Origin of the sequence: Streptomyces sp. NPDC093568 (assembly GCF_044764945.1) — a bacterium.
In the GTDB taxonomy this organism is placed as follows: Bacteria; Actinomycetota; Actinomycetes; order Streptomycetales; family Streptomycetaceae; genus Streptomyces.
The window spans coordinates 27,871-51,363 of sequence record NZ_JBIWJD010000010.1; the positions used below are offsets into that span (position 1 = coordinate 27,871).

Sequence of the window (23,493 nt, forward strand, 5' to 3'; positions counted from 1 at the left end):
GTAGCTTTACAGGCCGTACTGATGCGCGAGCGCCAGGAGGCTTCCGTGGGACACCCCCGCCCCTTAGTGATCGACCCCACCGGCCGCGACATCCACGGCGAGGCCGCCCGGATACGCGAGCACGGACCGGTGACCCTCGTCGAACTGCCCGACGGTGTGCGGGCCTGGGCCGTCAGCAGTCCCGATCTCCTCAAGCGCCTGCTGACCGACCCACGTGTCTCCAAGGACCCGCGCCAACACTGGCCCCGATGGATCAACGGCGAGATCTCCCCGGAATGGCCGCTGTTCACCTGGGTCGCGGTGCAGAACATGTTCACCGCCTACGGAAGCGAGCACAAGCGGCTGCGCGCCCTGGTCTCCAAGGCGTTCACCGCACGCCGCAGCATGGCGCTCCGACCCCGCATCGAGGAGATCACCACCGCCCTGCTGGAGCGGGTCGAGGCGGCCGGACGGGACGGCCAAGTCGTCGATCTGCGCGAGGAGTTCTGCTATCCGCTGCCGATCCAGGTGATCAGCGAACTCTTCGGCCTGCCCGAGGAACAGGGTGCGGAGCTACGGGCCGTCGTGGACGGCGTCTTCCACACCTCCGCCACCCCGGAGGAAGTCACCGACATCTATACGCGGTTCTACGCGGCGATGGGCGAACTCGTCGCTCTCAAGCGGCGGTCGCCGGGCGACGACCTGACCTCGGCGCTCATCGCGGCCCGCGACGACGGCGACACCGGGCTGAGCGAGCAGGAACTGCTCGACACCCTGGTACTCATGGTCAGCGCCGGCCACGAGACCACGGTCAACCTGATCGACAACGCCATTCACCTCCTGCTGACCCATCCGGACCAGCTCGCCCACGTCCGCTCCGGCCGCGTCTCCTGGGAGGACGTCGTCGAGGAGGCGCTGCGCGTGGAGGCGCCCGTCGCCAGCCTGCCGCTGCGGTACGCCGTCGAGGACCTCGTGATGAGCGAGTTCGGCGGGCCGGACGGGGTGGTGATCGGCAAGGGTGAGGCCATCCTCTCCGCCTACGCGGCCGCCGGACGGCACCCCGGGAAGTACGGCGAGGACGCCGACCGCTTCGACGTCGCCCGCGCCGACAAGGAGCACCTCGCCTTCGGCCACGGCGTGCACTTCTGCCTGGGCGCCCCGCTGGGGCGACTGGAGGCCCGCATCGCGCTCCAAGCGCTCTTCGACCGCTTCCCCGGACTCCGACTCGCCGCTTCTCAGCAGGAGTTGGAACCGGTCGACTCCTTCATCTCCAACGGCCACCAGTCCCTTCCGGTACGCCTGTCCTGATCACTCGCCACGCCACCACGCCAGCAGCCGGGCGCCCCATCCTCGCCGCACGCGATCGGCCTCGGGCCCCGCGGTCGGCCCGGGTGTCGGCGCGCTGCGCCGCACGGGCGACTCGTCGCCGACGGTGGAGGGGGTGGACGGGGTGACGGCAGCCGGCGGGAAGGTCACCGGCAGCGCGGCCAGCGCACGGTGGAAGGGACCCGGCCGCCAGGCCAGTTCCTCCACGGGTACGGCGAGTTCGACGTCCGGAAGCCGGTCGAGCAGCTTCTCCACCGCGACCGCCGCGATCAGCCGGGCCGGACCCTGCGCCGGGCAGTTGTGCGGGCCCGCGCTCCACGCCAGGTGGGCGCGGTTGCCCGCACGCTGATCCGCCGTCAGGGACGGGTCGGTGTTCGCCGCGGCGAGACTGACCACGAGCGGATGCCCCGCCCGCAGCAGCACCCCTTCGTGGACGACGTCATGGATCGGGTAGTGAACGGCGTAGTTGGCCATGGGCGGGTCGGTCCACAGCACCTCGTCGAGGGCGTCGTCCACCGGCAGGCTGCCGCCCGAGAGGCTGCCCGCGAACCGGTCGTCGGACAGCAACAGCCGCAGGGCGTTGGCGATCAGGTTCTGCTGGGGTTCGGTGCCCGCGCCCATGAGCAGCACGAGGGTGTGCACCATTTCCTCGTCCGAGAGCTGGGCGGGGTGGGCCATGAGCCAGGACGTCACATCCGGCCCAGGACGTCGGCGCTTCAGTGTGACGAGGTCCAGCAGCGTCGTCGCGAGCAGTTCGTTCGCCTTCTCGGCGTCCACTCCGTCGAAGATCCCGGACATCCCCTGCACCAGCCGCTCCCCGTAGTCGGCCGGGCAGCCGAACAGGCGGTTGAACACCAGCAGCGGAAGCACCTGGGCGTACTCGCCGAGCAGATCGGCCTGCCCGGCCGGGGCGATGCGGTCGATGAGCGTGTCCGCGCTCGCCTCGACGTAGCGCCGCAGGGTGGCAGGGGCCACCCGGGCCACGCTGTCGGTGATCGCGCCACGCAGCCTGCGGTGTTCCGCGCCGTCGGCCCACAGCGCGTTCGGCCGGTACATCATCATCGGCACGACCGGGCTGTCCGGGGCCACGGTGCCGTCCGCGAGGTCCTTCCAGCGGCGGGCGTCCTTGGAGAACGTCTCGGTGCTGCGCAGCACGTGCAGGGCGGCGTCGTATCCGACGACGAGCGAGGCCCGCACGCCGGGCGCCAGCTCGACCGGCGCGATCGGGCCGACGTCGCGCAGCCGCCGGTAGACGGCCGCCGGGTCGGCGGCGAACTCGGGTCCGTGCAGGGACTCGCGCGCAGAGTGGGCGGGGCAGCCCGGCGGCGGGGAAGGCGGTACGTGCGGTACGGAGGTCACGCATGCTCCATGGGGCCGATGGGGGTCCCCCCGCTCGGGCGAAGCCGAGAGTGGGGGAGGGTGAGGAGGTACTCGACGAGACGGATGAGGGCCCGCGTGGCCGAGACCCGGTCGCGGGCGTCGCAGCGGACGAGGGGGGTTTCGGGCAACAGGTCGAGGGCCTCGCGCACCTCGTCGAGCTCGTACGCGGGGGCGTCGTGGAACTGGTTCAGGGCGACCGCGTACGGCAGTCCGTGCTCCTCCAGTACGCCCATGACCTCGAACGACTGGCTGAGGCGGCGGGCGTCGGCGAGGACGAGCGCGCCGAGCGCGCCCTGGGTCATGTCCTGCCACAGCCGGGTGAAGCGCTGCTGGCCCGGGGTGCCGAAGAGGTAGAGCACCAGGCGGTCGTTGAGGGTGAGCCGACCGAAGTCGAGGGCGACCGTGGTGGTCGTCTTGTCCCGCATGCCGGCCAGGTCGTCGACGAGGGCGCCGGCCTCGGTCATGACCTCCTCGGTGCACAGGGGCCGGATCTCGGAGAGCGTGCCGACGAACGTGGTCTTGCCGACCGCGAAGTGGCCCACGATCAGCAGCTTGACCGCCGTCTGCACGCTGGGCCGCAGATAGACGTCGTCAGAGGCGGGCGCGGAGTCCATCGAGCACCTCCTGGAGGATTGTGGCGTCGGTCGGCCGGGCGGCGGGGATCGGTGCGCGGGTGACGATGTGGCCGCTGTCCATGAGATCGGCGATCAGCACTTTGGCCACGCCGACCGGCAGCGACAGGTGGCCGGCCACCTCGGCGACCGACAGGGCACCGGGCCGGCACAGCTCCATGAGCCTGCGCTTTTCCGGGTTGAGTCCGGTCAGCGGCAGATCGTCGGCGGCGATCAGCAGCGTGACCAGGTCCAGGGTGTTGCGGGTCGGGTGGGCGCGGCCGTCCGTGACGACGTACGACCGCACCAGCCTGTCTGCGGGGCGGCGCCGGGGTGTCATGCCGGACTGCCGGTGTCCTGCCGGGCGGGGCTGGTCAGCTCCTTGCCGAGCCGGTCGACGAGTTTGTGCATGCGGTAGGTGACCGCCTCCATGTCGACGTCATCACCGGTGGAGACAGCGAGGTAGGCGCCCTCTCCGGCGGCGACCAGGAAGACGTAGCCGTGTGCGAACTCGATCATGGTCTGCCGCCAGGGGGTGTTCGCGGAGCCGCAGAACTCGGCCGTGCTGCGGCTGATCGACTGGACGCCGGACAGTCCCGCGGCCAGCCGTTCGGCGTCGTCGCGGTCGATGTCCTTGGAGAAGGCGCGGAGCATGCCGTCGGCGGAGAGCAGGATCGCGTGACGCGCCTGCGGCACCTTCAGCACCTCGTCCAGCATCCAGCCCAACGTGTTGTTGGTGGGCCCGGTCATTCGTGGCTGTTCCCTTCGTCGTCGTGGAGTGTGTGCCGGGCGTCCCTGCCGGAGCGGGTGCCGCGTGCGAAGGCGCCCATGCGCCGGGCGTTCTCCTCGGCCGAGCGGCCGCCGACCTCTTCGGCCGCCACGGGCTGCGGGGCCGGTTGCCGTGGGGTGCGGCGACGTCGCTTGGGCAGACCGCCCGGCGTCGTTGCCTCCGCGGGGTCGGGGTCGGGGTCGGGAGCGGCGGCCGGATCGGCGGTGGGGGCTGTGTCGGTCGAGTGCGTATGCGCAGGGGCATGGGCCTGCGCGGGCGCGGGCGGTTCCGCGGCCGGCACGGGCACCTGGTCGGCGGGGTCCAGGTGCGTGAGCAGGGCGGCCGGCAGGAACACGACCGCGCGGACACCGCCGTACGGGGAGAGTGTGTCCACGGAGACGTTGAACCCGTAGCGCTCGGTGAGCGCCCCGATGACGGCGAAGCCGAAGCGGGGCGGGTCGCCGAGCCGGACGATGTCCACGTCGTCAGTGCGGGCGAGCAGTTCGGCGGCGTGCTCGGCCGCCTGGCCGTCCATGCCGACCCCGGCGTCGTCGATCACCACGCAGGCGCCGTTGTGCACCGTCTGGACGGTGACCTCGACGGTCGTGCCCGGCTGCGAGTGACGCGCCGCGTTGTCGAGCAGTTCGGCAACCGCCAGTACCACCGGTTCCACGGCCCGGCTCCGCACGGCGATGTCGACCTCGCCGTTGATACGGATGCGCCGGTAGTCGCGGATACGGGAGGTTGCGCCGCGTACGACCTCCACGAGCGCGGAGGTGGCACGCTGGCGGCCCGGCCACGAGCCGCACAGCACGGCGATGACCTGGGCACGGCGGCCGAACTGGGCGTTGGCGTGGTCGATTTCGAGCAGGTCGCTCAGCACGCCGGGGTTGTCGTGCCTCTCCTGCATCTCGGAGATGGACACCTGTTGTTCGTTGGCCAAGGCCTGGAGGGAGCGCATGGACGCCTTCAAGGCGGCCTTGGCCGACTGGTCGGCGGTCGACCGGGCGTGTTCGACGGCACCGGCGAATCGCTCCACGACGCCGTCGAGACACTTCGCGAACTCCGTGTCGGCGAGCCGGGGATCGAGCAGACCGACGTCCGGGACCTGCTGGTGGGTCGCGTCTTCCAGGGCCGGCAGCCTGGCCGAGACGAGGTGCCGCAGTTCCTCGTCCCGTGCCCGAAGGCCCTCCCCCAGTTCGGCGTTCCGTCTGCGCTGCCGTGCGGTGATGCCGCGTTCGCGCACCAGCAGCACGGCGACGGCGAACAGGCCCAAGGCCAGGCACCAGAACACCGCCTCCGGTATCTGTTCCGTCATCAAGTCCTCACAGCGGGTGGCGGGTCGACGGGCAGCGCACGACGGTAGTGGCGCGTCCGCTTCCGGACTTGTCCGTGCGCGCAAGGAAGTTGCCGCGGGACGCACGCCCGTTCGTGAGACCCGCAGATCGCGACCTGCTCGGCACGGGCGTGGGTCGATGAGGCCGATGAGGCCGATTCGAGTTCCGGAAACCGATTGCTGGTCCCTAGGCTGCGCCGAACAACAGTCCTCGAACACAGGGGCGTTCGGGGCTGCTCCCGAGGCCGTCGGGAGACGTCGCAGCAAAGGGGATGCGTTGCCCACGGGAAGCTACGTCGTGGAGACGACGAGAACCGCCGAGGTCGGGGCCCGCGAGCAGACCGATCTGTGGAGTGAGCGCGTCGCGGCGTACCAGACCAGGATGGACTACAAGTACGCCCGCGCCGAGGGCTTCCGCGGCGAGATGATCCGGCAGGGCAGCGACAGCTACCAGGTCGTCACCTGGTACAGCGACCAGATCGAGTACGCCCGCACGCCGGGCCTGATCCGTCAGATGCCCGACCCCGACTACCGGCTCCTCTTCCCGCTCGCGGGCGAACTGCTGCTGCGGCAGGACGACCAGGAGGTGCGGCTGACGCCGGGCACGGGCAGCCTGATCACACTCGGTGCGCCCTTTGAGATCCTGCACGGCGCGTCCCTGCGCGGTGTCATCATGTCGATCCCGGCCCAGGAGATCGACGGCCCGCTGAACCGGAAGGCACCGCTGGCCACCGGGCTCGATCTGACCAAGGGGCTGGGCCGTGTGGTGCACTCCATGGTGCGCGGCCTGAACGACGAGCGTGGCCATCTCACCACCCCGCAGTTCGACGCCGTCTGCGACCGCGTCGTCGAGCTGCTGTGCATGCTCGCCTGCGGGGACGACCGTCCCGACGTCCTGGGGCAGCTGACCGAGGTGGAGGCGGTGGTCCGCCGCCATGTGCGCGAGCACGCGGCCGACCCCGGCCTGTCCGGCGCCTCCATGGCCCGTGCCCTCGGCTGGTCCCTCCGCCAGATCCAGCTCGCGCTCCAACAGGTGGGCACCACGCCTCGCGACCTGATCCGCGAGGAGCGCCTGCGGCTGGTCCGCGAGCGACTCCTGCGCGCCGACTGCGCGCACATGACGATCACGGACCTGACGTACGCCTCGGGCTTCTCCTCGGCGAGCGCGATGAGCACGGCCTTCCGCCGGCGCTTCGGGGTGAGCCCCCGGGAGATGCGTTCCAAGGCCCGCTGATCTGCTGATCCGTCGCACGGCGTCCGGCTCAGCCGTTGGCGGGTTCGATGCGGATCACGATGGATTTGGTCGTGGGAGTGTTGCTGGTCTCGGCCGTGGAGTCCAGTGCGGCCAGGACGTTCGCCTCCGGGTAGTAGGCGGCGGCGCAGCCCCGTGGTGTCGGATAGCGGACGGCGCGGAAGCCGGGGGCGCGGCGTTCGCCATCAGGGTTGACGCTGACCAGATCCACCAGATCGCCTTCGCGCAGGTGGAGGTCGCGGAGGTCGTCCCGGTTGAGCAGGACGACCCGCCGTCCGCCCTTGATGCCGCGGTAGCGGTCGTCGAGGCCGTAGACGGTGGTGTTGAACTGGTCGTGCGACCGTACCGTCGTCAGCAGCAGGTGTCCCGGCGGGACGTCGGTCGCGGTCGGTGGGTTGACGGTGAAGCGTGCCTTCCCGGCCGGTGTGGGGAAGGTGCGGGAGTCGCGAGGTGCCCGGGGAAGCATGAAGCCGCCGGGCTGCCGGAGGCGCTGCTCGAAGGCGTGGAATCCGGGGACGACGTGCTCGATGTGGCGGCGGATCACGGCGTAGTCGTCACGCATCTCGCGCCAGCCGAGGTCGGCGCCGAAGAGCGCGTGCGCGAGGTCGGCGATGATCGCGACCTCGCTGCGCAGGTGCGGTGATCCGGGAAGGAGCCGTCCGCGGGACGCGTGCACCATGGCCATCGTGTCCTCGACGGTGACGAACTGCTCGCCGGAAGCCTGCAGATCGCGTTCGGTGCGGCCGAGACAGGGCAGGACCACTGCCTCGGTGCCGTGGCACAGATGGGTCCGGTTCAGCTTGGTCGCGACATGGACGGTGAGGGCGCAGTTGGCCAGTGCGGCCTCGGTGACCTCCGTGTCGGGCGTGGCCGCGGCGAAGTTGCCGCCGAGGCCGAGGAACACGTCGACCTTGCCGTCGCGCATGGCCTTGATCGAGTCGACGGTGTCCAGACCGTGGGCACGGGGCGGTTCGAAGCCGAACTCGTCGCGGAGCCTGTCCAGGAAGGTGTCCGGCATCTTCTCCCAGATGCCCATGGTGCGGTCGCCCTGGACGTTGCTGTGCCCGCGGATCGGGGCGGGCCCGGCACCGGGGCGTCCGATGTTTCCGCGCAGCAGAAGGAAGTTGACGATCTCCCGGATGGTGGCCACCGCATTGCGGTGCTGGGTGAGCCCCATCGCCCAGCAGACGACGACGCTGTCTGCGGCGAGCACGTCGGCCGCGACGTCCTCGATCAAGCGGCGGGACAGACCGGCCGTCGTCTCGATCCGCGACCGGTCCAGGGCACGCCATGCCGCTGCCGCCGCCTCGTAGCCGTCGCAGTACCGGTCGATGAAGTCGTGGTCCAGGACGGAGCCCGGCCGGGCGTCCTCCCGGTCGATCAGCGCACGGTTCAGGCCCGCGAACAGGGCCAGATCCCCGTTGACGCGGACCGGGACCCAGCGGTCGGTGAGCTGCGTACCCGGACCGATCAGGCCGCGTGCGGTCTGTGGGTTGCGGAAGCGGCGGAAGCCGGCCTCGGGGAGCGGGTTGACGGCGATGATACGGGCGCCGCGCCGCTTGGCCTGTTCGAGCGCGGTGAGCATACGGGGGTGGCAGGTGCCGGGGTTCTGGCCCACGACGATGATCAAGTCCGCGTGATCGGTGATGTCGGGGTAGGTGATGAGGCCCTTTCCGACACCGATGGTCTCGGTCAGGGCCGCGCCACTCGACTCGTGGCACATGTTCGAGCAGTCCGGCAGGTTGTTCGTGCCGAGTCTGCGTGCCAGCAGCTGGTAGAGGAAGGCCGCCTCGTTGCTCGTACGGCCGCTGGTGTAGAAGACGGCACGGTTCGGATCGGCGAGGCCGCGCAGACGGTCGGCGGTGAGCGCGAGCGCGTCCTCCCACGAGATGGGCTCGTAGTGCCTCGCGCCGGGGGCGAGATGCATCGGCCGGGCCAGCCGGCCCTGCGACTCCAGCCAGTGACCGTCCCGCTCCCGCAGGGCGGCGACGGAGTACCGGGCGAAGAACGCCGCGTCGACGCGTTTGCGCGTGGCCTCCCACGCGACGGCCTTCGCGCCGTTCTCGCAGAACTCCGCACTCTTCCGGTGGTCGGGGTCGGGGTCGCCCCATGCGCAGCTCGGACAGTCGAACCCGTCGACCTGGTTCATCGCCGAGAGCGTCTGCAGACTCCGCTTCGGCCCCATTTCGGCCATGGAATACCGTGCGGATTCGGTGATGCCGTGGATTCCGACGCTGGACTTCTTTGGGCCGGACGCTGTCGGTTCCGATGCGGGCGCAGAGCCGCCCGGCGACGCGTGCGTGCCCGTCGGGTCGATCGGTTGCTCAGCCATGACTGCCTCTTCTGCCAAGGCCGCTCACGGCGGGTCGGCTGCTGGGCTTGGCTTCCAGCAGCCGACCCGCCGTCCTGGACGTACGGTGTGGCGTCCCGTCCGGCCTCTTACGCCGCGAGTGCGTGGCCTGGATGCAGGACGACCTTGGTGTAGCCCTCGATCCGCTGGTCGAACTTCTTGTACGCGTTCGGCGCCTCCTCCAGCGGCAGTTCGTGGGAGACCACGAAGCTGGGCTTGGCGCGCCCCGCGATGATGAGGTCACGCAGCTGGCGGTTGTACTGCTTGACGTTGCACTGCCCGGTGCCCATCCGCTGGCCCTTCTCGAACATCCTGCCGATGGAGACCAACAGCTGACCGTGCTTGGCGTTCTCGTCGGGTCCGCCCGGGTCGGACGGCACGTACAGACCCGGTACGCCCAGCATGCCTGTCGGCCGTACCGTCTCGACGAGTGTGTTGAGGACGACGGCGGGTTCCTCGTGGCTCGCGTCGTGCGCCTGGGCCTGGTAGCCGACGGCGTCGACGCCCTTGTCGGTTCCCTCCCCGCCGGTCTGTTCCTTGATCTGCGCGGCCGGGTCGCCCTTGGTGAAGTCGATCGGTATGGCTCCGATCTCCTCGGCCTTGGCGAGCCGCTCGGGCACCCGGTCCACGGAGAACACCTTCGACGCACCGCGCAACAGCGCGGAGTACGCGGCCATCAGCCCGACCGGACCGGCACCGAAGACGGCCACGCTCTCGCCGGGAGACACCTGGGCGAGCTCGCATCCGTGATAGCCGGTCGGGAAGATGTCGGCGAGCAACACGAAATCGGTCTCGAAGTTGTTCGTCGGCAGCTTCAGGCAGTTGAAATCGGCGAAGGGCACCCGTAGCAGCTCTGCCTGCCCGCCCGTGTAGGGGCCCATGGCCACGTAGCCATAGGCGCCACCGGCGAAGCCCGGATTCACCGTCAGGCAGAAGCCGGTCTTCCCGGCAAGGCAGTTCTTGCAGAATCCGCAGGCGACGTTGAACGGCATGACGACGCGGTCACCCTTGGACAGCGAGGTCACACCCGCTCCGGTTTCCTCGACGATGCCGAGGTTCTCGTGTCCGAAGACGATGCCCGACTCGGCTGCCGTGCGGCCCTCGTACATGTGCAGGTCGGATCCGCAGATCGCGGTGGACGTGACCCGTACCAGCACGTCGTTCGGGTGCTGGATCTGCGGATCGTCGACATCCCTGACGGCGACGCTGAAGGGCTTCTCGTAGACAACGGCTTTCATCTGGATCACCTCTGCGTCGAGCGCCGGGTGACGACGACGGGCCGCCCTGATCGAGGCCCTGGCCGGGAGAACAGGTAACGAGGCGGAGCCCTCGGTCCGTGTCGTAGCCCCAGGCGCCTTTGCTCCCCCTTTGGATACTTCCAGGGAACGCCCGTGACGCACGCGCTGCAACCCCCGCCGGCCGGGGATCCCGGCGCCGGGTAACACACTGCTCACGTCACGTCACCGAGGGGAAGGCCGCCGAGAACCGGCTGCGTCTCGGTGTGTGGGTCGGCACCGGGCTCGTGGGCGTCGCCTTCTGCCCGGAGGACGGCCTCTGCTTCAGCTACTGACACTTCGCTCCGTCCGCATGGCGCCTGGCACCGCCGCCCGGAGACACACGGCGACCAGGGCAGCACCGTCCCGTCGGGGCGGACCGTCTCGGCGTTCACCCGCACCTGCACGCGCAGCCGCGGGGAACGGGAGCCTGCCACGCCCCGACGCGGTCGAGGCTCTCGCCGGAGGTCACCCGCAGCTGGGCCTTGAAGCCCAGGGAGACGGAGCCCTCACCGGTGTCCACAAGGAACTCGAACGTGCCGAGGCCGGCATAGGCGGCCTCCCTGGCCATGCGCAGCGCCGCGGCGTGCAGCCCGGCCCGCACCGCCTCGTCGAGACCGGGCGCCGGCGCGATCTCCACGATCTTCTGCCGGTGCCGCTGCAGGGACGTGCAAGGCTCCGTCGCGCAGGATGCCGAGCATGGCGACCACGAGCTGCTGGCAGTTGGGCAGGAACACCCCGACGCGTTCTCCGGGGCGTACGCCACTGCGCTGGAGCCAGCCGCACAGCCGCGCCGTCGGATCCTCCAGCGCCGCGTACGTGATCTGGTCGCCGTAGAAGGTGATCGCGACGCGGTCGGGATGACGCCGGGCCCAGTGCCCCAGGTGGTCGGTGACCGGCCGCTGAACCGGCCGCTGCCCGAACGGATACACCACCTGCCTCGGCGTCGAGGCCGGCCATACGCGCTGCTGGCGGGCCCTCACGTCGGCGAAGCACTCCTCCACGCGCGCATTGTCCGCCACGACGGCCTCCACCCGGCTCAGGCATACCAACCGGTCGGCATGTGCCACGTCAACGTAAAGGGAACCGCAGGCCAGGACAAGGGTGCGGACGCGGTGGGAGGAGGCCCGTCTCCTTGCAGGTTACGAACCAGCCAGAGCCACATCAGGAGGCTCGTGTACGCACCCGAAGCGCGCTCCGGCGCAGTGGCGGCCCGGCCACCACTGGACGTCCTTGCCGTCCACCGCTCGCACCGAGACAGACCGGGATACCCAGGGCCTTCGGCGCAGAGCCCGAAGCCGCTTGGACATGCCGACGGAAAGCCCTGTTCACGAGCCCTTTTGGATCGGCCGTGCGGGCCGAATCAACTCCCCCCACGACTAATTGAATTCGGTATAGGTGAATCGTTAATTGACGCAGCCGGCCTGATAATAATCAAGCACAGGTATGCGCGCAGTTCATCCATCCCCGCCCAGGGTGACGATCCACGCGCGGAGACGGTGTATTCGGCAATGGCGCTAATTCGGCTTCAGCACGGCTTCGCATCCCGGCATGCTCTGGGTGCCCAGGCGCCAGGGCCGATCACCGGTCGAGCAGGCGTCGGCCATGGCGCGATGGGAGGGGTCTTCGAGGACCGAGGACTGTTGAAAGCGGCAAGGACATACGGGTGTTGCGCCGGGATGGGCCCCGCAGCCGTAGGTTCAGTGCTTGCGGCCACACCATTTCCCTAGTTTTCCCTCGCACTCCGCCAAGCCGGCTATTGGGTCCCGGCTGCGGCCGGCAGACCACGCCCCCGAGCCGTCAATACCTGTCTCCTCCGATTGGCTCGGTGATCGAAGCAAGGTGACCAAGGCAAAGGGAAATGCGCACGGCTGCGAGATCGAAATTCAGCGCCCTATCGTCAGGAGCAGGTCATGAAGAGAACGCGTCATCACACCGTGGCATTTCTGGCCACCGCGTGCGGTTTCACTCTGTGCCTCACGGGCGTGGCCCGCGCGGCCGACGCACCGGCGCCACACATTCTCGCCACGACGCTGGTGAACAAGACCGGCACCACCATCACGGTCACCGCCGGAGTCGGACGGGGCAACACGATCAGTGTCTGGCAGTCCGGCAGCAGCATCAGAATCAGAGACACCGGAGACACGGTCGCGCCGTCCGGCGACTGCTACGCCATCAGCACGACCGAAGTGGCCTGCAGGGCCGCCGACACCACCGAACTCGTGGTCAACGCCGGAGACCAGGACGACAGCGTCACGTCGTCGCTGGCGGCCCTCGGTGTCACCCTCATCGGCGGTGCCGGCAATGACAGCCTGTACGGCGGGTCCGCGAACGACACCCTCGAAGGCGACGAGGGTTCCGACTTCCTCTCCGGCGGCGCAGGCAACGACACGCTGACGGGGGCTGCCGAGGCGGACAGGATCTTCGGTGGCTCCGGCAATGACTCCATCGAGGGACGCGGCGGCTCGGACATCGTGGACGGCGGTGCCGGCAACGACGTGATCTACGGCGGCGGCGGCAACGAGCGGATCGTCGCCGGCGCCGGCAACGACTACGCCGAGGGCGGCAGCGGCCGGGACTCCATCGACGCCGTGGACAACGTCAGCGGCAACGACTACGTCGAAGGCGGCACCGAAGTGGACGACTGTCGCGCCGACTTGGGCGACAACGTCAGCGGATGCCCCTGATCAGCATGAGTGAGCAGCACGCAAGCACCCGTACACGGCGAGACAACACGGAAGGCGGGCACCGATGAGAAGACGAAGCATCTACACCACGCTGGTGGCGATCGGCGCACTCACCTGCGCCCCGCTCACCGCCGCCTCCGCCGCGCCCGGTGCCGCCCCCGGCGGAAGCCTGGCAGGCACCACGGTCGTGCAGGAGGTGGGTGACACCCTGGTCGTCACAGCTGACCAGGGGGTGGCGAACGACATCACCATCCGGCGTCAGGGCACCGTTGTCGTAGTGACGGACGCCGGGGACACCGTGGCCGCCGTCGCCCCGTGTCAGTCGACGGGGACGCACACGGCGGAGTGTCCGCTGCCGGTCACGTCGATACGGGTCAACGCCAACGACGCCGATGACAGTGTCAGCATCTCCCCGAACCTGGACGCCGCGGGAACGGTGATCGGCGGTGCGGGTGACGACCGCCTCAACGGCGGGCCCCGGGCGGACCGGCTCGTCGGCGACGACCCGGCTGCCACCGGCCTGCGGGCGACGCCGGGCAACGACACCATCAACGGCGGCCCCGGCAACGACACGATCTCCGGGCTGGCCGGCAACGACACCATCAACGGCAGTGCAGGCAATGACACCCTCAACGGCGACGACGGCAACGACACCCTCGGGGGTGACCAGGGCAACGACACCCTCACCGGGGGCAGGGGCAATGACACGCACCTCGGCGGCGAGGGCAACGACACCCTCAACGCCGTGGACAACATGATCGCCAACGACAGTCTCGACGGCGGCCTCGGCTTCGACACCTGCAACCGCGACACCGGCGACACAGCCCTCAACTGCCCCTGATCAACCTGGGACCGATCCGGTCGGAGGCGTCGCCGGACAGCCGCACCGGCTGTCCGGCGACAGGCCGCAGCGCCAAGCCTCCCAGCCGTCCCTCCACGAGCGGGCGTGGTGGTCCCACGCATAGCCAGACCACGAGCGGGCATGGTGGCTCACGTGTAGCCAAGCCCCGAACTATGTTGCCCCACAACATGTGCGCCTGACCTGCGTCTTTCTACGGTGTGCCGGTACCTACCCGTCCCCACCGCACACGAGGATGGCGAGCGCGGTGGCCTACTGCGAGCAGCGCGACACCCCCTCGTCCCGCTGCTCGGGGTTGCGGTCGCCGCCGAAGGCGAGACCGCCCAAGCGGTCGGTGACGCTGCGTGTGGTCCCGACGGTGCCTCCCTGCAGAGAGTCGGGCGCTGCTTCCGGGCAGAGGGCGGCAGGTCACTGGTCCGCCCTTCCGCTTGTGGCGGCGTCAGAAGCCCACGGCGCCCCAGGAGTGAGCCGTGTAGTCGCCCGGCCCGAACTCCCAGCCGGCCATGACGCTGTTGAGGTAGTGGTCGCCGGTGTAGAAGCCCCTGTTGAGGCCGTAGTTGAAGAACGGGGTGAGGCTGCCGGACCACCAGCCGGACTTGCTCCTGTCCAGGAAGCTGAGGGTGTGGCCGCCGTTGCTCCAGGTGTACTCGTAGATGTCCCAGGTGCGGCCGCCCAGGCTGACGTTGGTCGCGGCGGGGATCGCGTTGCCGTTCGCGTCGTAGTGGTCGGCCAGCGGCTTGGTGTTGTACCAGTTGAGCCAGATCATGATCTCGGTCTTGGAGTTGCGGTCGGTCGGCGCGGGGTAGGGGTCGATGAAGATGTCGTACGCGGCGTCGTAGTACGAGCCGGACTTCGGCCACGCCGACTGGCTGAACCACGAGTTGTTGCTGGGGCTGACGTCGCGGATCTTCTTGGGGAGGGTGGTCACCGGGGACGACCAGCCCCAGTCCTTGCCGTTGACCATGGCGACGAAGCCGGTGCCGGTCGAGGAGTTCACACCCCAGTTGTTGTCGTCGCTGTACCACGTCGAGGCGTTGCCGCCGGTCGCGTAGTGCTTGAACCAGTACGTCTGTGACGCTGCCACTGCCGAGTTCGGCAGAGTGAAGACGAGAGCCAGAGCCGCGAGAAGCGCGGCCCAGCCGATACGGAATTTCATCAGCCCTCCGGAATGTGCTGAGTGGGGGATCACACAGGAGAGGAGATGTCGGTCGTCCTGCCGTGGCGGCAGGGCCACGTCGGTCTCCCTTTCGGGACGGCGGGTGCGGAGCGAGGCGGCCGGCAGCCGAACCTCACTTGGGGTCGCCGTAGATGACTCCTCGTCCGTTCGTCCCGAAGTAGACCCGGCCGTGGACCCGGGGGTCTCCGGTCATGGTCTGGCCGGTCCAGGCGAACTGGTGCCGGTCGTCGTTGATGCGGATCCAGGTCCGGCCCGCGGTGTCGGACCGGAAGATGCCGCGCACGCCGTGGATCTTGGAGCTGGTGTAGACGGCGGGGTAGGTGGCGCCGGGTGCGGCCTTGCCGAATCCGACGACGTCGCCCTCGTCCACCGCCTTGAACCTGGTGAAGGACGTTCCGGAGTCGGTCGACCGCCACAGCCCGTACGGTGTGGGGGTGGTGGGCTTGTTGGTGCCGCCGGCCAGCCAGATGTCGCCCTCGTGGCCCGGTACTGCCTTGAACCGGACGTTCCCCGCGGTGGGCAGACCGGTCGCCGCCGTGGCCGTGAAGCTCTTGCCGCCGTCCGTGCTGCGGTAGAAGACGCCGGAGTTGTAGGCGTAGAACTTCGCCGGGTTCACCCGGTCGGAGCGCACGAGGGCCCCGGTCGGCAGCCCCTTCGACGCCGTCCAGGTCGCTCCGTGGTCGTCGGACCAGCTGACCCGCGCGCCGGCCGGGGACCAGACGATCCGCCTGCCGTCGGCGCTGATCGCGACGGCCTGGTCTGCGTCTCCGGGCCCGGTGACTCCGGACGGCTCACTGCCCGACGGCTTCCAGGTGTCGCCGCTGTCGGTGGAGACGGCGAAGTGCTGGGTCCAGCCGCTGGTGGGGTGGCCGACCCGCACGATGGTGTGGGGCGCCAGTTCCGCGTAGTCCAGGGTCGTGGTGCCGCCGAAGGTCGGGCTGTCGTACATCTTCGGCGCCTTGTGGAAATCCGTGTGCCGGAAGCCGCCGACATCGCCCACGCCCGAGAAGAGGTGTGCCGCACCGGCGGGCGGGCTGATCAGACAGAGGACAGAGGTTTCCTCCAGGCCCTGGGCGCGCACGGACAGGTGTACCGTGCCGCCGCTGTCCCAGTCGGTCAGGTTGTCGGCGCCGTAGATCGTCGCTCCGGTCCCGTACATGAAGTGGTCGGAGTCGAAGGGGTCGATCTGGACGGACTCCATCATCCAGCCCAGCTTCGGGGCGAGCTCGGGCAGCGACGGCGAGGCGTTCCAGGTCAGCCAGGGGGCGGCGGAGATGTCGATGTCGTAGCGCAGGGTGCGCTCGGAGTTCGGGCCCTGGTCCCATGCGCGGGTCCAGCTCGCGCCGCCGTCGGTGGAGCGGAAGAGGATGCAGTCGGGGTACCACTTGACCTGGGTGGACACCATCAGGGTGTCCGGGTTCTGCCGGTCGATGGTCAGGCCGCTGTAACCGTAGGCGTTGTCGTCGCTGGTGGACGGCACCGGGCTGATGCGGGACCAGGTGTCGGTGGCGGTGTCCAGCTTCCACACGTCGCCCTTGGAGCCGTCGTAGGGGCCGGCGGTGTCGCTGGTCGCCAGGTACAGGTAGCCGCCGACGTGGTCGAAGACCGCGTGGTGCGGGATGAAGCCGGTGGGCTGCCCCGGTACGCGTTCCCACGTCGCTCCCGCGTCGGTCGACCGGTAGAGGATGTTGTCCTTGTCGGCGACGGTGACGTAGATGGTCCGGGTGGCACGGCCCGCTCTGCCGGTGCGCTTGTCGAAGACGACTTGCAGCACGCCCAGGTTGTCGCCGTTGTAGCCGTCGGGGTCGGTGGGGTCGATGACGAAGTTGCCCGCGTTGGGGAAGGTGGTCACCTTCGCGAAGGTCTTGCCGTGGTCGGTGCTGCGCCACAGCCCGTGGCCCCCGCGCACTCCCAGGTAGAGGATCCTGTTGCGGTTGGGGTCGATCACCAGCCGCTCGCCGATGCCCCGGCCGGGCATGTTGCCGCCCAGCCGGAACGGCAGCGGGGTGGTCTTCCACGTGCGGCCGCGGTCGGTCGAGCGCAGGATCGCCGCCATGCTCGGGTCCCATTCGGGCATGGTGTAGGTGCCCGCCGCCAGGTAGACGCGGTCGGGGTCGACCTCGTCGGTGGCGATGCTGATGACGCCGGTGTGTCCGTACTCGTCCCAGCCGATCCAGTCGGTGAGGGGGATCCACCGGCGGGACGCCTTGTCGAGGCGGTAGGCGCCGCCGATGTCGGTACGGGCGTACACCAGTTGGGACTCGCTCTGGTTGAAGATGATGCCGGTGACGAAGCCACCGCCGACTATCTCCGCGTTGCGGAAGGTGTAGGGCGCGCGTCGGGCCTTCCCGGCCGCGTGGGCGGACGCGGCGGAGGCAGTGGAGGGGGCGAACACAGGGAGCGCGGCCGCGGCCGCGCCGGCGGCCAGCAGCCCTCGCCGGGAGAGGTGCGGGACATCACTCATGACGGGTCCTTGCCTTTCGGGTGCGGGTCCGTACGGGGCTGCGCACAAGCAGCGGCCCTGTCGGCTCCGGTGTGGTCGGAGCAGGGTGGGTGGACGGTGTCAGCCCTGGCGCAGCACCGCCGCGCACGGGCGGCGAGCGTCAGCCCGTCCGGGCCGACCGGCTCCGCGTGACCACCGCGGTGATCGCGCGCGACGTGGGCAGCACCACCGACCCTGGTAGTACTGGTTGCGAGCGGGCGGAATGGTTCCCCACAGCGGCGTGGCGGACGTGTAGTGACCGCCCTCGCCCGGGGTCTTCTTCACCGTGGTGACCGGCTCGGCGGGAAATGTGAGGTAACCCGGCTCCGTGACCGCTCCGTTGGGGAATCTGACGGATGCTATGTCCGGCTTGCCGACCGTGCTGGACACATAGGCGGGCAGCGCGGCGGCCAGGTCCTTCTTGCTGCTGGTGCCGCCCTTGCCGGCACCGGAGCCGCTGCCGCCGCAAGCGGCCAGCAGAGGTGAGAGAGAGGCGGCGCCTGCTACGCCGGCGGCCGTTCGTAGGACGGCTCGGCGGTTCATCTCAATGCTCAAGTCGTTGCGGCCCTTCGTTTTCGTGGATCCGACCGACGCGCGCGCCGACCTGCGTCGGCCGGTGGCCTGAGGTCGGGAGGGCGGGAGGAATCCGAGTCGATGCGCTTCGACGTTTCGGTGACACTAAGGCTGGGTTTCCTGGGCGACAACGGGCCGCACAGGTAACTTTTCGGTAACAGGCATGGTTGAGAGTGACGGCACGCCCCGCCCTTCATACGGCTTCACCACAGGTGAGCTGGTCTTCCGGGCAAACCCTCAGCGGGAAGCGGCGACGCCGGGAAATCGACCTGCGGCGGCTGAGCGACGTGTGATTGACACACAACTCAGCGTCATGTCAACGTCGAAGCGCTTCGATTGCGCGACCTGCGATCGAGGAAAGCCGTACGCCGCCGTGGACTCCGCCACCGGCCGGGTCACCCTCTCCGCCGAAGCCCCCGAGAAGGCGGAACGCTGGACCCTAAGGGTCGTCAGGGACGGAATCGCCGAAGCCGTCGCGGCCGCCGCCTCGGCGGACGTCGCCTCGGCGGACGTCGCCATGATCGTCCTCGGCAACGACCCGCACATCAACGGCCGTGAGACCGAGGATCGTACGGGCATCTCGCTGCCGCCCGCGCAGGAAGCCCTGCTGCGCGCCGTCGCCACCGAGCGCCCTGAGGCGGTGCTGGTCGTGATGAGCAGTTATCCGTACGCCGTCGACTGGGCGGACAAGCACCTGCCCGCCGTGGTGTGGACCTCCCACGGCGGGCAAGAGACGGGCCGAGCGCTCGCCGGGGTCCTGCTCGGCGAGGCCGAACCCTCCGGACGGCTCCCGCAGACCTGGTACCGCGGCGACGACCCGCTGCCCGGCCGCCTCGACTACAACATCATCAGCGCCGGCTGGACGTACCAGTACCACGACGCCGCACCGCTGTACCCGTTCGGGCACAGGCTGTCCTACACCAGCTTCGCCTATTCCGACCTGCGGCTGTCCGCCCGGGAAGCGGCACAGGACGACACCCTGACCGTGAGCGTCGAGCTCATCAACACCGGAGGCGCTCGGGCACCGAGACTGTGCAGCTCTACACTCGTGCACTCGCCGCCCGCCACCGTGCGCCCAGACGCAGACTGACGGACTTCCGCAAGGTCTCCCCCGCACCCGGTGAACGACGACGGCTGGAGTTCGACATGCACGTTGCGGTCTTGGCCCATTGGTCCGTCTCAGCGGGCGCCTTCGCCGTGGACCCGGGACAGTACGAGATCCTGATCGGGCACTCGGCCGAAGCCATCGCCCTGACGGCACCCCTCACCGTGACGGGGCCGTCGGTCCTCCCCGCACGCAGTCTCATCGGCGGACGACTGGAGGCCGTCGACTTCGACGAGTGCGTGGGCGGCACGCTCGCCGACGCAACCCGGGAGAAGGGGAGGCGGTCACGCCGGCAACCGGTGCCATCCACTGCGGACTGCGCTACCGCTCGGTCGACCTGGGCGGCCCGCCAGACAGACCGCTCGTCATCACGGCCGAGGTGTCCCGCGCGACGGAGGACGCGACCGTCGAGATCTACACCGGCGGCGGTCCCAGTATCGGCACCTTGCTCGTCGGCCTCCATGTCCCCGCCGGCACCGACGGCCGGGTACGACTGGCGCACGGTCAGCGCGCCGATCCCGGCGGGGGTGACCGGGGTGAACGATCTGCATCTCGTTCTGCGGGGGCAGTGTCCACCTGGCCGCGATCGCCGGCGGGACGCGGGAAGGACCGGTGGGACGCGGGAAGAAGGGCGGTCCGCCGTCGCGTTCCACACCTACTGAGCATTGACCCAGGTGGTCCGCGCGGAACTATCCTTTGCCCGAACATGGGGCGTCCGCGCTCCGGCCGCGTCGTCGTACCGCCGGACGGCGTGGAGGCTCGGGCGCCTCCACGCCGTCCGGTCGGCGAACCTGCCGCGCGCCATTCGCGAGACGTGGCGGGCAGCCGACGTACCGGAGGGGGCCGGGCGGACATGCGACAGATCGCACGCCATGACGTCGTCTTCGTCGCCGGCACCGCCGGAGAGCATGAACTGACCTGGTCGCAGAAGGCCCATGAACGCGAAGGATGCCACCCCCATCTCCACGGCCCCCGCAACAGGAACCAACGGATGGCGCGGGCACTCGACAGCACACCCGACATGGCCGCGGTGCTTCATGCCTTCGCCGCGGTCATGGCTCACTTCGAGGCGCTGCGCACGCTGTATCCACGTAACGCGGACGGGCACCCTCGCGCCGTCGTCGTGGCCTCCGGCGTGCTCCAGGTCGACGAGTACGCCTCCGACGCCCCGGCGACGAGCGACGAGCTGAGCGCCCTCACCCTTCGACTGGCCGAGCCCGGATTCGGTCCGGACGAGTTGCCGTTGCGGGCCGCCGTCGTCACCGTGGACGGCAGCCCCCTCCACATCGCGCTGTCATTGCACCACTTCTCGGCGGACACGACGGCCGCCCGGATCGTGGCCGAACGCCTGGCCCGACTGGCCGCCGATCCGGGCGCCGACCTCGGCACTGGGTGGCAGCCGCGGCAGATCGCGAGTTTCGAAGCCAGTCCCTCTGGGCTGCGGCACGCCCATCGTGTCGACGCCCACGACCGGGCCATGCTCCGTCAGTCCGCCATGCCCGAACTCCAGGTGCCCGCGAGCCCCAGGGGCGCCCTCTACAACTTCGTATGCCTCGACTCGGCGGCGGTCGCGCTCGCGGCAGCCGGTCTGGCGAAGCAGTACCGGACATCCGTGGCCGCCGTCCTGCAAGCCGCATACGCCTGTGTGCTCGCCGAGCACCTCGGCATCGAGAAGTGCGTGTTCAACACCGTGATGGCCAACCGGCAGACCACCTTCGCCCGCGAGGCGGTGGCCCATATCGCCGGCAGGGTCCTGGTCCCGGTCGACACATCCCTGGGCAGTGACCGGTTCCCGGCGCTGTGTCGTGCCGTCGACGCGGCACTCGTCAAATCCTCCTCCGTCAGCCTGCGAGAGCCCGAGCGCTACGCCAGGTCCCTGGACGAAGTCTCCGCCGAACTGGGCCGCTCCGCGGACAACCCGTACATGGTCAACATCCGCCCCGTTGCGCCCCGCACGCTGATCCGGGCTCGCGTGGACAGGGCACGGCAGGACTTCGAGCGAGCCATGGCGTCCAGCCGGTACGGACGATTCCCGAAAAACGTCGACACGTACTCCGGAAAGCTCTGCTTCGTTGTGTGGGACATGTCCGAGACGGCCGGAATCAGTCTCGGGACGGATGCCGCGTCGTTCGACGCTACGGATCTTGAGCAGATACTGCGGTCCTTCGAGAGGCGGCTGGTCGGAGCGGCGATCGGCGGTCATGCCGCACGGAGCGGCTCCTTCGCCGGCGCGTAGGGACACGGCGCCGGCCTCGAAGGCCGGCGGCCGGGCTCGGGCGCCGGCGCGGCTGACCCGGGCATGCCACCCGGGGCGGCGCGAGGCCTTGCCCAGAGCCTCCTGCACAAGGCCCCGTTGTCGGTGGCGGCTGCCCCAGGGGCCGGGCGCCGTACGACCCGCGCCCCGGCGCTCCGACCCCCTGGGACTGGGGGGCGGCGACAGCCTCTGTCCAGACGGGCCGCGTGGGCGCTCATCGAACGCTGACGCTGCCCAAAGCCTTCCACATACTGGTGCTCATCGCCCGCCCGGTGCTCGGAGTCGTAACCGGCGGTGCACTAGGCACAGTTCCATGGGGCCCTTGATCCGGATGCAGTCCCAGTCACTGAGGTCGGCCGGGATGATTGGGTTGACGTAGGGACGGCCGGAAAGCGCCGCCACCGTGCCAGGCAGGGCCGGGGCCTTCCTCTGTGAGCCAGTGGGCTCATGACCGTAGAGCCACTTCTGCCGGTGCGGGCGTCCGTGCCGACCATCCGGCACGCTTCCCGAGTGCTGTAGCCCTCTTGCATGAGCCGGGAGTACGTCTCCCGCGTCCGACTCGGCTCTCCGGCCCTGAGGGATCAGGTCCCGCCGGATCTCGAAGTTCGTCACCCCTCTGGACCGGGATGTTGCGACGGCCAGGGCTGGCTCCGCCGTTCGACTGCCGACCGACACCCGGACGCCGCCCGCGGCGGGCAGCGAGCGGATCTCGATGACGACGAAGTCCGGTGTCCAGTCGCCGGAGTTGGAGAACGTCAGCGTGTTCGACGAGCCCCTTGCCAGGGAGACCTCGACCGAGACAGTGCCGGGTGTGGTCCAGGAGACGGTCGGCGGGAAGGCGACCGCGGTGGCCTGCCGGTCGTTGACCTGGAGGACGGGCCTACGAGCCGCGTTGCTGCCGTTCGTGGAGGCGGATTCGACGACCTTGGTGCCCGTGGCGCCGTGTCACAGGACGCCCGGCCCGTCGGCGCCGGTGGCACCGCGACCTGGGGGGAGTCACCGCGAGGGGTACCGCCCGGAGGGGTTCGGCGCGCTCCGGCTCTGGATGCCGATGAGGCCGCCGACGGCGGTCATCAGCCCCACGGCACGGACGAGGGCGTCTGCACCGACGTCTCGCGCCTGGAAAGCGCGCACTTCGGGGCATGCGGGTTCCTTCCGGAGGCGGGAGCGCTCTCGCACCGCGATTGTCCGGCATTTCGAAGGCGGGTCGAATTGCCGGACATGGTCGGCGCCGACCGTAGAGGGAGCCACGTACGGGAGTCAACTGATGCGACAGTAACGACTTTTCCGTGATCCAGGCGGCACGGAATACACCAGAACGGAACCCGCCGGAAACATTGACGGCGCCACGTCCCAAATCTATCTTCTGCTCGAACTGCCGTACATCGTTCGCGATTTCGAACAACGACATCCCTCGCCACGGCGATTGACCAAGCGGACTGGCCGGGCCCGGAGGAAGAGTTGAACAGAACCGCAAGAACGCTGCTCGCCCTGCTGGGCCCAGTGCTGCTGGCCATGCTGGGTGTCCCCGCCCTTCAGGGCACGGCCTCCGCCGCCGCCCCGCCGGCCGGGCAGGCCACGCGCTACACGATGACCGCGTTCACCAACAGCAGCGAGTCGAGCATGTACGTCTACGACTCGCCGGACGCCACCGGATTCACCCTGCAGAAGGGCCCCGCCTACACACCGCCGTCCGGCCTGATCCGGGACCCCAGCATCTTCAAGCACACCGACGGCTTCTACTACATCACTTACACCACCAACTGGACCGGGAACACGATCGGTTTCGCCCGGAGCACCGATCGGGTGAAGGGGCCTGACCTCCGCACCGCCCTCCCGCCGTTCCGCCGCGGGCCCCACCCACGGCGGCACGGCCCCGACTCGGCCCCGCATGCTTCCTCTCAGGACATCCAATGTCTGACTCGCCTCCCAGAGAGCGGGTCGACCCCATCCGAAAGCATTCCAGCCTTTTCGTGTCGCAGGACTGGACAGAGGCAACATTCACGTCCGTTAATCCATCCCATGGATCAGTAGAGAGGGCTGATGGGACCGAGACTTCGTCGGCCTGCCGACGTATGG

18 protein-coding genes and 2 pseudogenes are annotated in these 23,493 nt (G+C 69.5%); 8 read left to right on the top strand and 12 right to left on the bottom strand.

Annotated elements, in window-relative coordinates; all coding sequences use genetic code 11:
- The first annotated feature begins 45 nt into the window (after nt 1-45).
- Nucleotides 46-1,287: a cytochrome P450 gene (locus tag ACIRD7_RS33320; protein WP_403459422.1), complete on the top strand. Its 1,242-nt coding sequence runs from the start codon at nt 46-48 to the stop codon at nt 1,285-1,287.
- On the opposite strand, the gene ACIRD7_RS33325 is transcribed toward ACIRD7_RS33320, so the two are convergent.
- Genes ACIRD7_RS33325 through ACIRD7_RS33345 form a run of 5 tightly spaced genes read right to left on the bottom strand, consistent with a single transcriptional unit; the run spans nt 1,288 to nt 5,383 of the window.
- A complete protein-coding gene (locus ACIRD7_RS33325; protein ID WP_403459424.1) occupies nt 1,288-2,664 on the bottom strand; it encodes a cytochrome P450 in 1,377 nt (458 codons plus the stop codon).
- Nucleotides 2,661-3,299 carry a GTP-binding protein gene (locus ACIRD7_RS33330; protein ID WP_403459425.1) on the bottom strand — a complete coding sequence of 213 codons (639 nt, stop codon included), beginning with the start codon at nt 3,297-3,299 and terminating at the stop codon, nt 2,661-2,663. Before ACIRD7_RS33330 ends, ACIRD7_RS33325 begins: the two co-directional genes overlap by 4 nt.
- On the bottom strand, nt 3,277-3,636 hold the full coding sequence (locus tag ACIRD7_RS33335; RefSeq protein WP_403459426.1) for a DUF742 domain-containing protein: 360 nt from the start codon (nt 3,634-3,636) through the stop codon (nt 3,277-3,279). Before ACIRD7_RS33335 ends, ACIRD7_RS33330 begins: the two co-directional genes overlap by 23 nt.
- A complete protein-coding gene (locus tag ACIRD7_RS33340; RefSeq protein ID WP_403459428.1) occupies nt 3,633-4,046 on the bottom strand; it encodes a roadblock/LC7 domain-containing protein in 414 nt (137 codons plus the stop codon). The genes ACIRD7_RS33335 and ACIRD7_RS33340 overlap by 4 nt, the downstream gene beginning before the upstream one ends.
- Nucleotides 4,043-5,383 (bottom strand): ATP-binding protein, encoded by a 1,341-nt coding sequence (locus tag ACIRD7_RS33345; protein ID WP_403459430.1) that lies wholly within the window; start codon nt 5,381-5,383, stop codon nt 4,043-4,045. The genes ACIRD7_RS33340 and ACIRD7_RS33345 overlap by 4 nt, the downstream gene beginning before the upstream one ends.
- Nucleotides 5,384-5,699: 316 nt before the next feature.
- Here ACIRD7_RS33345 and ACIRD7_RS33350 point away from each other — a divergent pair, with 316 nt between their 5' ends.
- Complete coding sequence (locus ACIRD7_RS33350) at nt 5,700-6,635, top strand: helix-turn-helix domain-containing protein (RefSeq protein ID WP_403459431.1); 936 nt, start codon at nt 5,700-5,702, stop codon at nt 6,633-6,635.
- Nucleotides 6,636-6,663: 28 nt separating this feature from the next.
- Here the strand turns inward: ACIRD7_RS33350 and ACIRD7_RS33355 are convergent, their stop codons facing one another.
- From ACIRD7_RS33355 to ACIRD7_RS33370, 4 genes and pseudogenes are all read right to left on the bottom strand, one after another.
- Nucleotides 6,664-8,985: an FdhF/YdeP family oxidoreductase gene (locus ACIRD7_RS33355; protein WP_403459434.1), complete on the bottom strand. Its 2,322-nt coding sequence runs from the start codon at nt 8,983-8,985 to the stop codon at nt 6,664-6,666.
- 107 nt (nt 8,986-9,092) lie between these two features.
- Nucleotides 9,093-10,241, bottom strand: coding sequence for a glutathione-independent formaldehyde dehydrogenase (locus ACIRD7_RS33360; protein ID WP_403459436.1), 1,149 nt, complete (start codon nt 10,239-10,241; stop codon nt 9,093-9,095).
- A 427-nt stretch (nt 10,242-10,668) separates the two neighbouring features.
- The gene (locus ACIRD7_RS33365; protein WP_403459437.1) at nt 10,669-10,917 is read right to left on the bottom strand and encodes a hypothetical protein; all 249 of its coding nucleotides are present in this window, start codon (nt 10,915-10,917) and stop codon (nt 10,669-10,671) included.
- Nucleotides 10,918-10,993: 76 nt separating this feature from the next.
- A pseudogene (locus ACIRD7_RS33370) lies at nt 10,994-11,347 on the bottom strand (AMP-binding protein); the annotation flags it as partial.
- Nucleotides 11,348-12,190: 843 nt separating this feature from the next.
- On the opposite strand from ACIRD7_RS33370, the gene ACIRD7_RS33375 reads away from it, so the two are divergent.
- Both ACIRD7_RS33375 and ACIRD7_RS33380 read left to right on the top strand, forming a co-directional pair.
- Nucleotides 12,191-12,964 (top strand): calcium-binding protein, encoded by a 774-nt coding sequence (locus ACIRD7_RS33375; protein WP_403459438.1) that lies wholly within the window; start codon nt 12,191-12,193, stop codon nt 12,962-12,964.
- Nucleotides 12,965-13,028: 64 nt separating this feature from the next.
- The gene (locus ACIRD7_RS33380; protein ID WP_403459439.1) at nt 13,029-13,805 is read left to right on the top strand and encodes a calcium-binding protein; all 777 of its coding nucleotides are present in this window, start codon (nt 13,029-13,031) and stop codon (nt 13,803-13,805) included.
- Nucleotides 13,806-14,262: 457 nt separating this feature from the next.
- On the opposite strand, the gene ACIRD7_RS33385 is transcribed toward ACIRD7_RS33380, so the two are convergent.
- Both ACIRD7_RS33385 and ACIRD7_RS33390 read right to left on the bottom strand, forming a co-directional pair.
- Nucleotides 14,263-14,979 carry a cellulase B precursor gene (locus ACIRD7_RS33385; protein ID WP_403459440.1) on the bottom strand — a complete coding sequence of 239 codons (717 nt, stop codon included), beginning with the start codon at nt 14,977-14,979 and terminating at the stop codon, nt 14,263-14,265.
- A gap of 133 nt (nt 14,980-15,112) precedes the next feature.
- A complete protein-coding gene (locus tag ACIRD7_RS33390) occupies nt 15,113-17,464 on the bottom strand; it encodes a xyloglucanase (RefSeq protein WP_403459441.1) in 2,352 nt (783 codons plus the stop codon).
- A gap of 964 nt (nt 17,465-18,428) precedes the next feature.
- Here ACIRD7_RS33390 and ACIRD7_RS33395 point away from each other — a divergent pair.
- From ACIRD7_RS33395 to ACIRD7_RS33405, 3 genes are all read left to right on the top strand, one after another.
- Nucleotides 18,429-19,145, top strand: coding sequence for a glycoside hydrolase family 3 protein (locus ACIRD7_RS33395; protein ID WP_403459443.1), 717 nt, complete (start codon nt 18,429-18,431; stop codon nt 19,143-19,145).
- On the top strand, nt 19,088-19,822 hold the full coding sequence (locus tag ACIRD7_RS33400) for a fibronectin type III-like domain-contianing protein (protein WP_403459445.1): 735 nt from the start codon (nt 19,088-19,090) through the stop codon (nt 19,820-19,822). The genes ACIRD7_RS33395 and ACIRD7_RS33400 overlap by 58 nt, the downstream gene beginning before the upstream one ends.
- A gap of 191 nt (nt 19,823-20,013) precedes the next feature.
- Entirely contained in the window at nt 20,014-21,396 is a 1,383-nt protein-coding gene (locus ACIRD7_RS33405; protein WP_403459446.1) for a condensation domain-containing protein, read from the top strand.
- Nucleotides 21,397-21,672: 276 nt separating this feature from the next.
- Here ACIRD7_RS33405 and ACIRD7_RS33410 read toward each other — a convergent pair.
- Nucleotides 21,673-22,344, bottom strand: a pseudogene (locus ACIRD7_RS33410) (hypothetical protein); the annotation flags it as partial.
- A 531-nt stretch (nt 22,345-22,875) separates the two neighbouring features.
- Here ACIRD7_RS33410 and ACIRD7_RS33415 point away from each other — a divergent pair.
- A complete protein-coding gene (locus tag ACIRD7_RS33415; protein WP_403459448.1) occupies nt 22,876-23,448 on the top strand; it encodes a hypothetical protein in 573 nt (190 codons plus the stop codon).
- The last annotated feature ends 45 nt before the right edge of the window (nt 23,449-23,493 follow it).

Bases quoted from the DNA above. Each gene is read 5' to 3' on its own strand.
- ACIRD7_RS33340 (WP_403459428.1), bottom strand. From the start codon at position 4,046: ATGACCGGGCCCACCAACAACACGTTGGGCTGGATGCTGGACGAGGTG.
- ACIRD7_RS33390 (WP_403459441.1), bottom strand. From the start codon at position 17,464: ATGAGTGATGTCCCGCACCTCTCCCGGCGAGGGCTGCTGGCCGCCGGC.
- ACIRD7_RS33385 (WP_403459440.1), bottom strand. From the start codon at position 14,979: ATGAAATTCCGTATCGGCTGGGCCGCGCTTCTCGCGGCTCTGGCTCTC.
- ACIRD7_RS33405 (WP_403459446.1), top strand. From the start codon at position 20,014: ATGCGACAGATCGCACGCCATGACGTCGTCTTCGTCGCCGGCACCGCC.
- ACIRD7_RS33345 (WP_403459430.1), bottom strand. From the start codon at position 5,383: ATGACGGAACAGATACCGGAGGCGGTGTTCTGGTGCCTGGCCTTGGGC.
- ACIRD7_RS33335 (WP_403459426.1), bottom strand. From the start codon at position 3,636: ATGACACCCCGGCGCCGCCCCGCAGACAGGCTGGTGCGGTCGTACGTC.
- ACIRD7_RS33380 (WP_403459439.1), top strand. From the start codon at position 13,029: ATGAGAAGACGAAGCATCTACACCACGCTGGTGGCGATCGGCGCACTC.
- ACIRD7_RS33330 (WP_403459425.1), bottom strand. From the start codon at position 3,299: ATGGACTCCGCGCCCGCCTCTGACGACGTCTATCTGCGGCCCAGCGTG.
- ACIRD7_RS33355 (WP_403459434.1), bottom strand. From the start codon at position 8,985: ATGGCTGAGCAACCGATCGACCCGACGGGCACGCACGCGTCGCCGGGC.
- ACIRD7_RS33375 (WP_403459438.1), top strand. From the start codon at position 12,191: ATGAAGAGAACGCGTCATCACACCGTGGCATTTCTGGCCACCGCGTGC.
- ACIRD7_RS33360 (WP_403459436.1), bottom strand. From the start codon at position 10,241: ATGAAAGCCGTTGTCTACGAGAAGCCCTTCAGCGTCGCCGTCAGGGAT.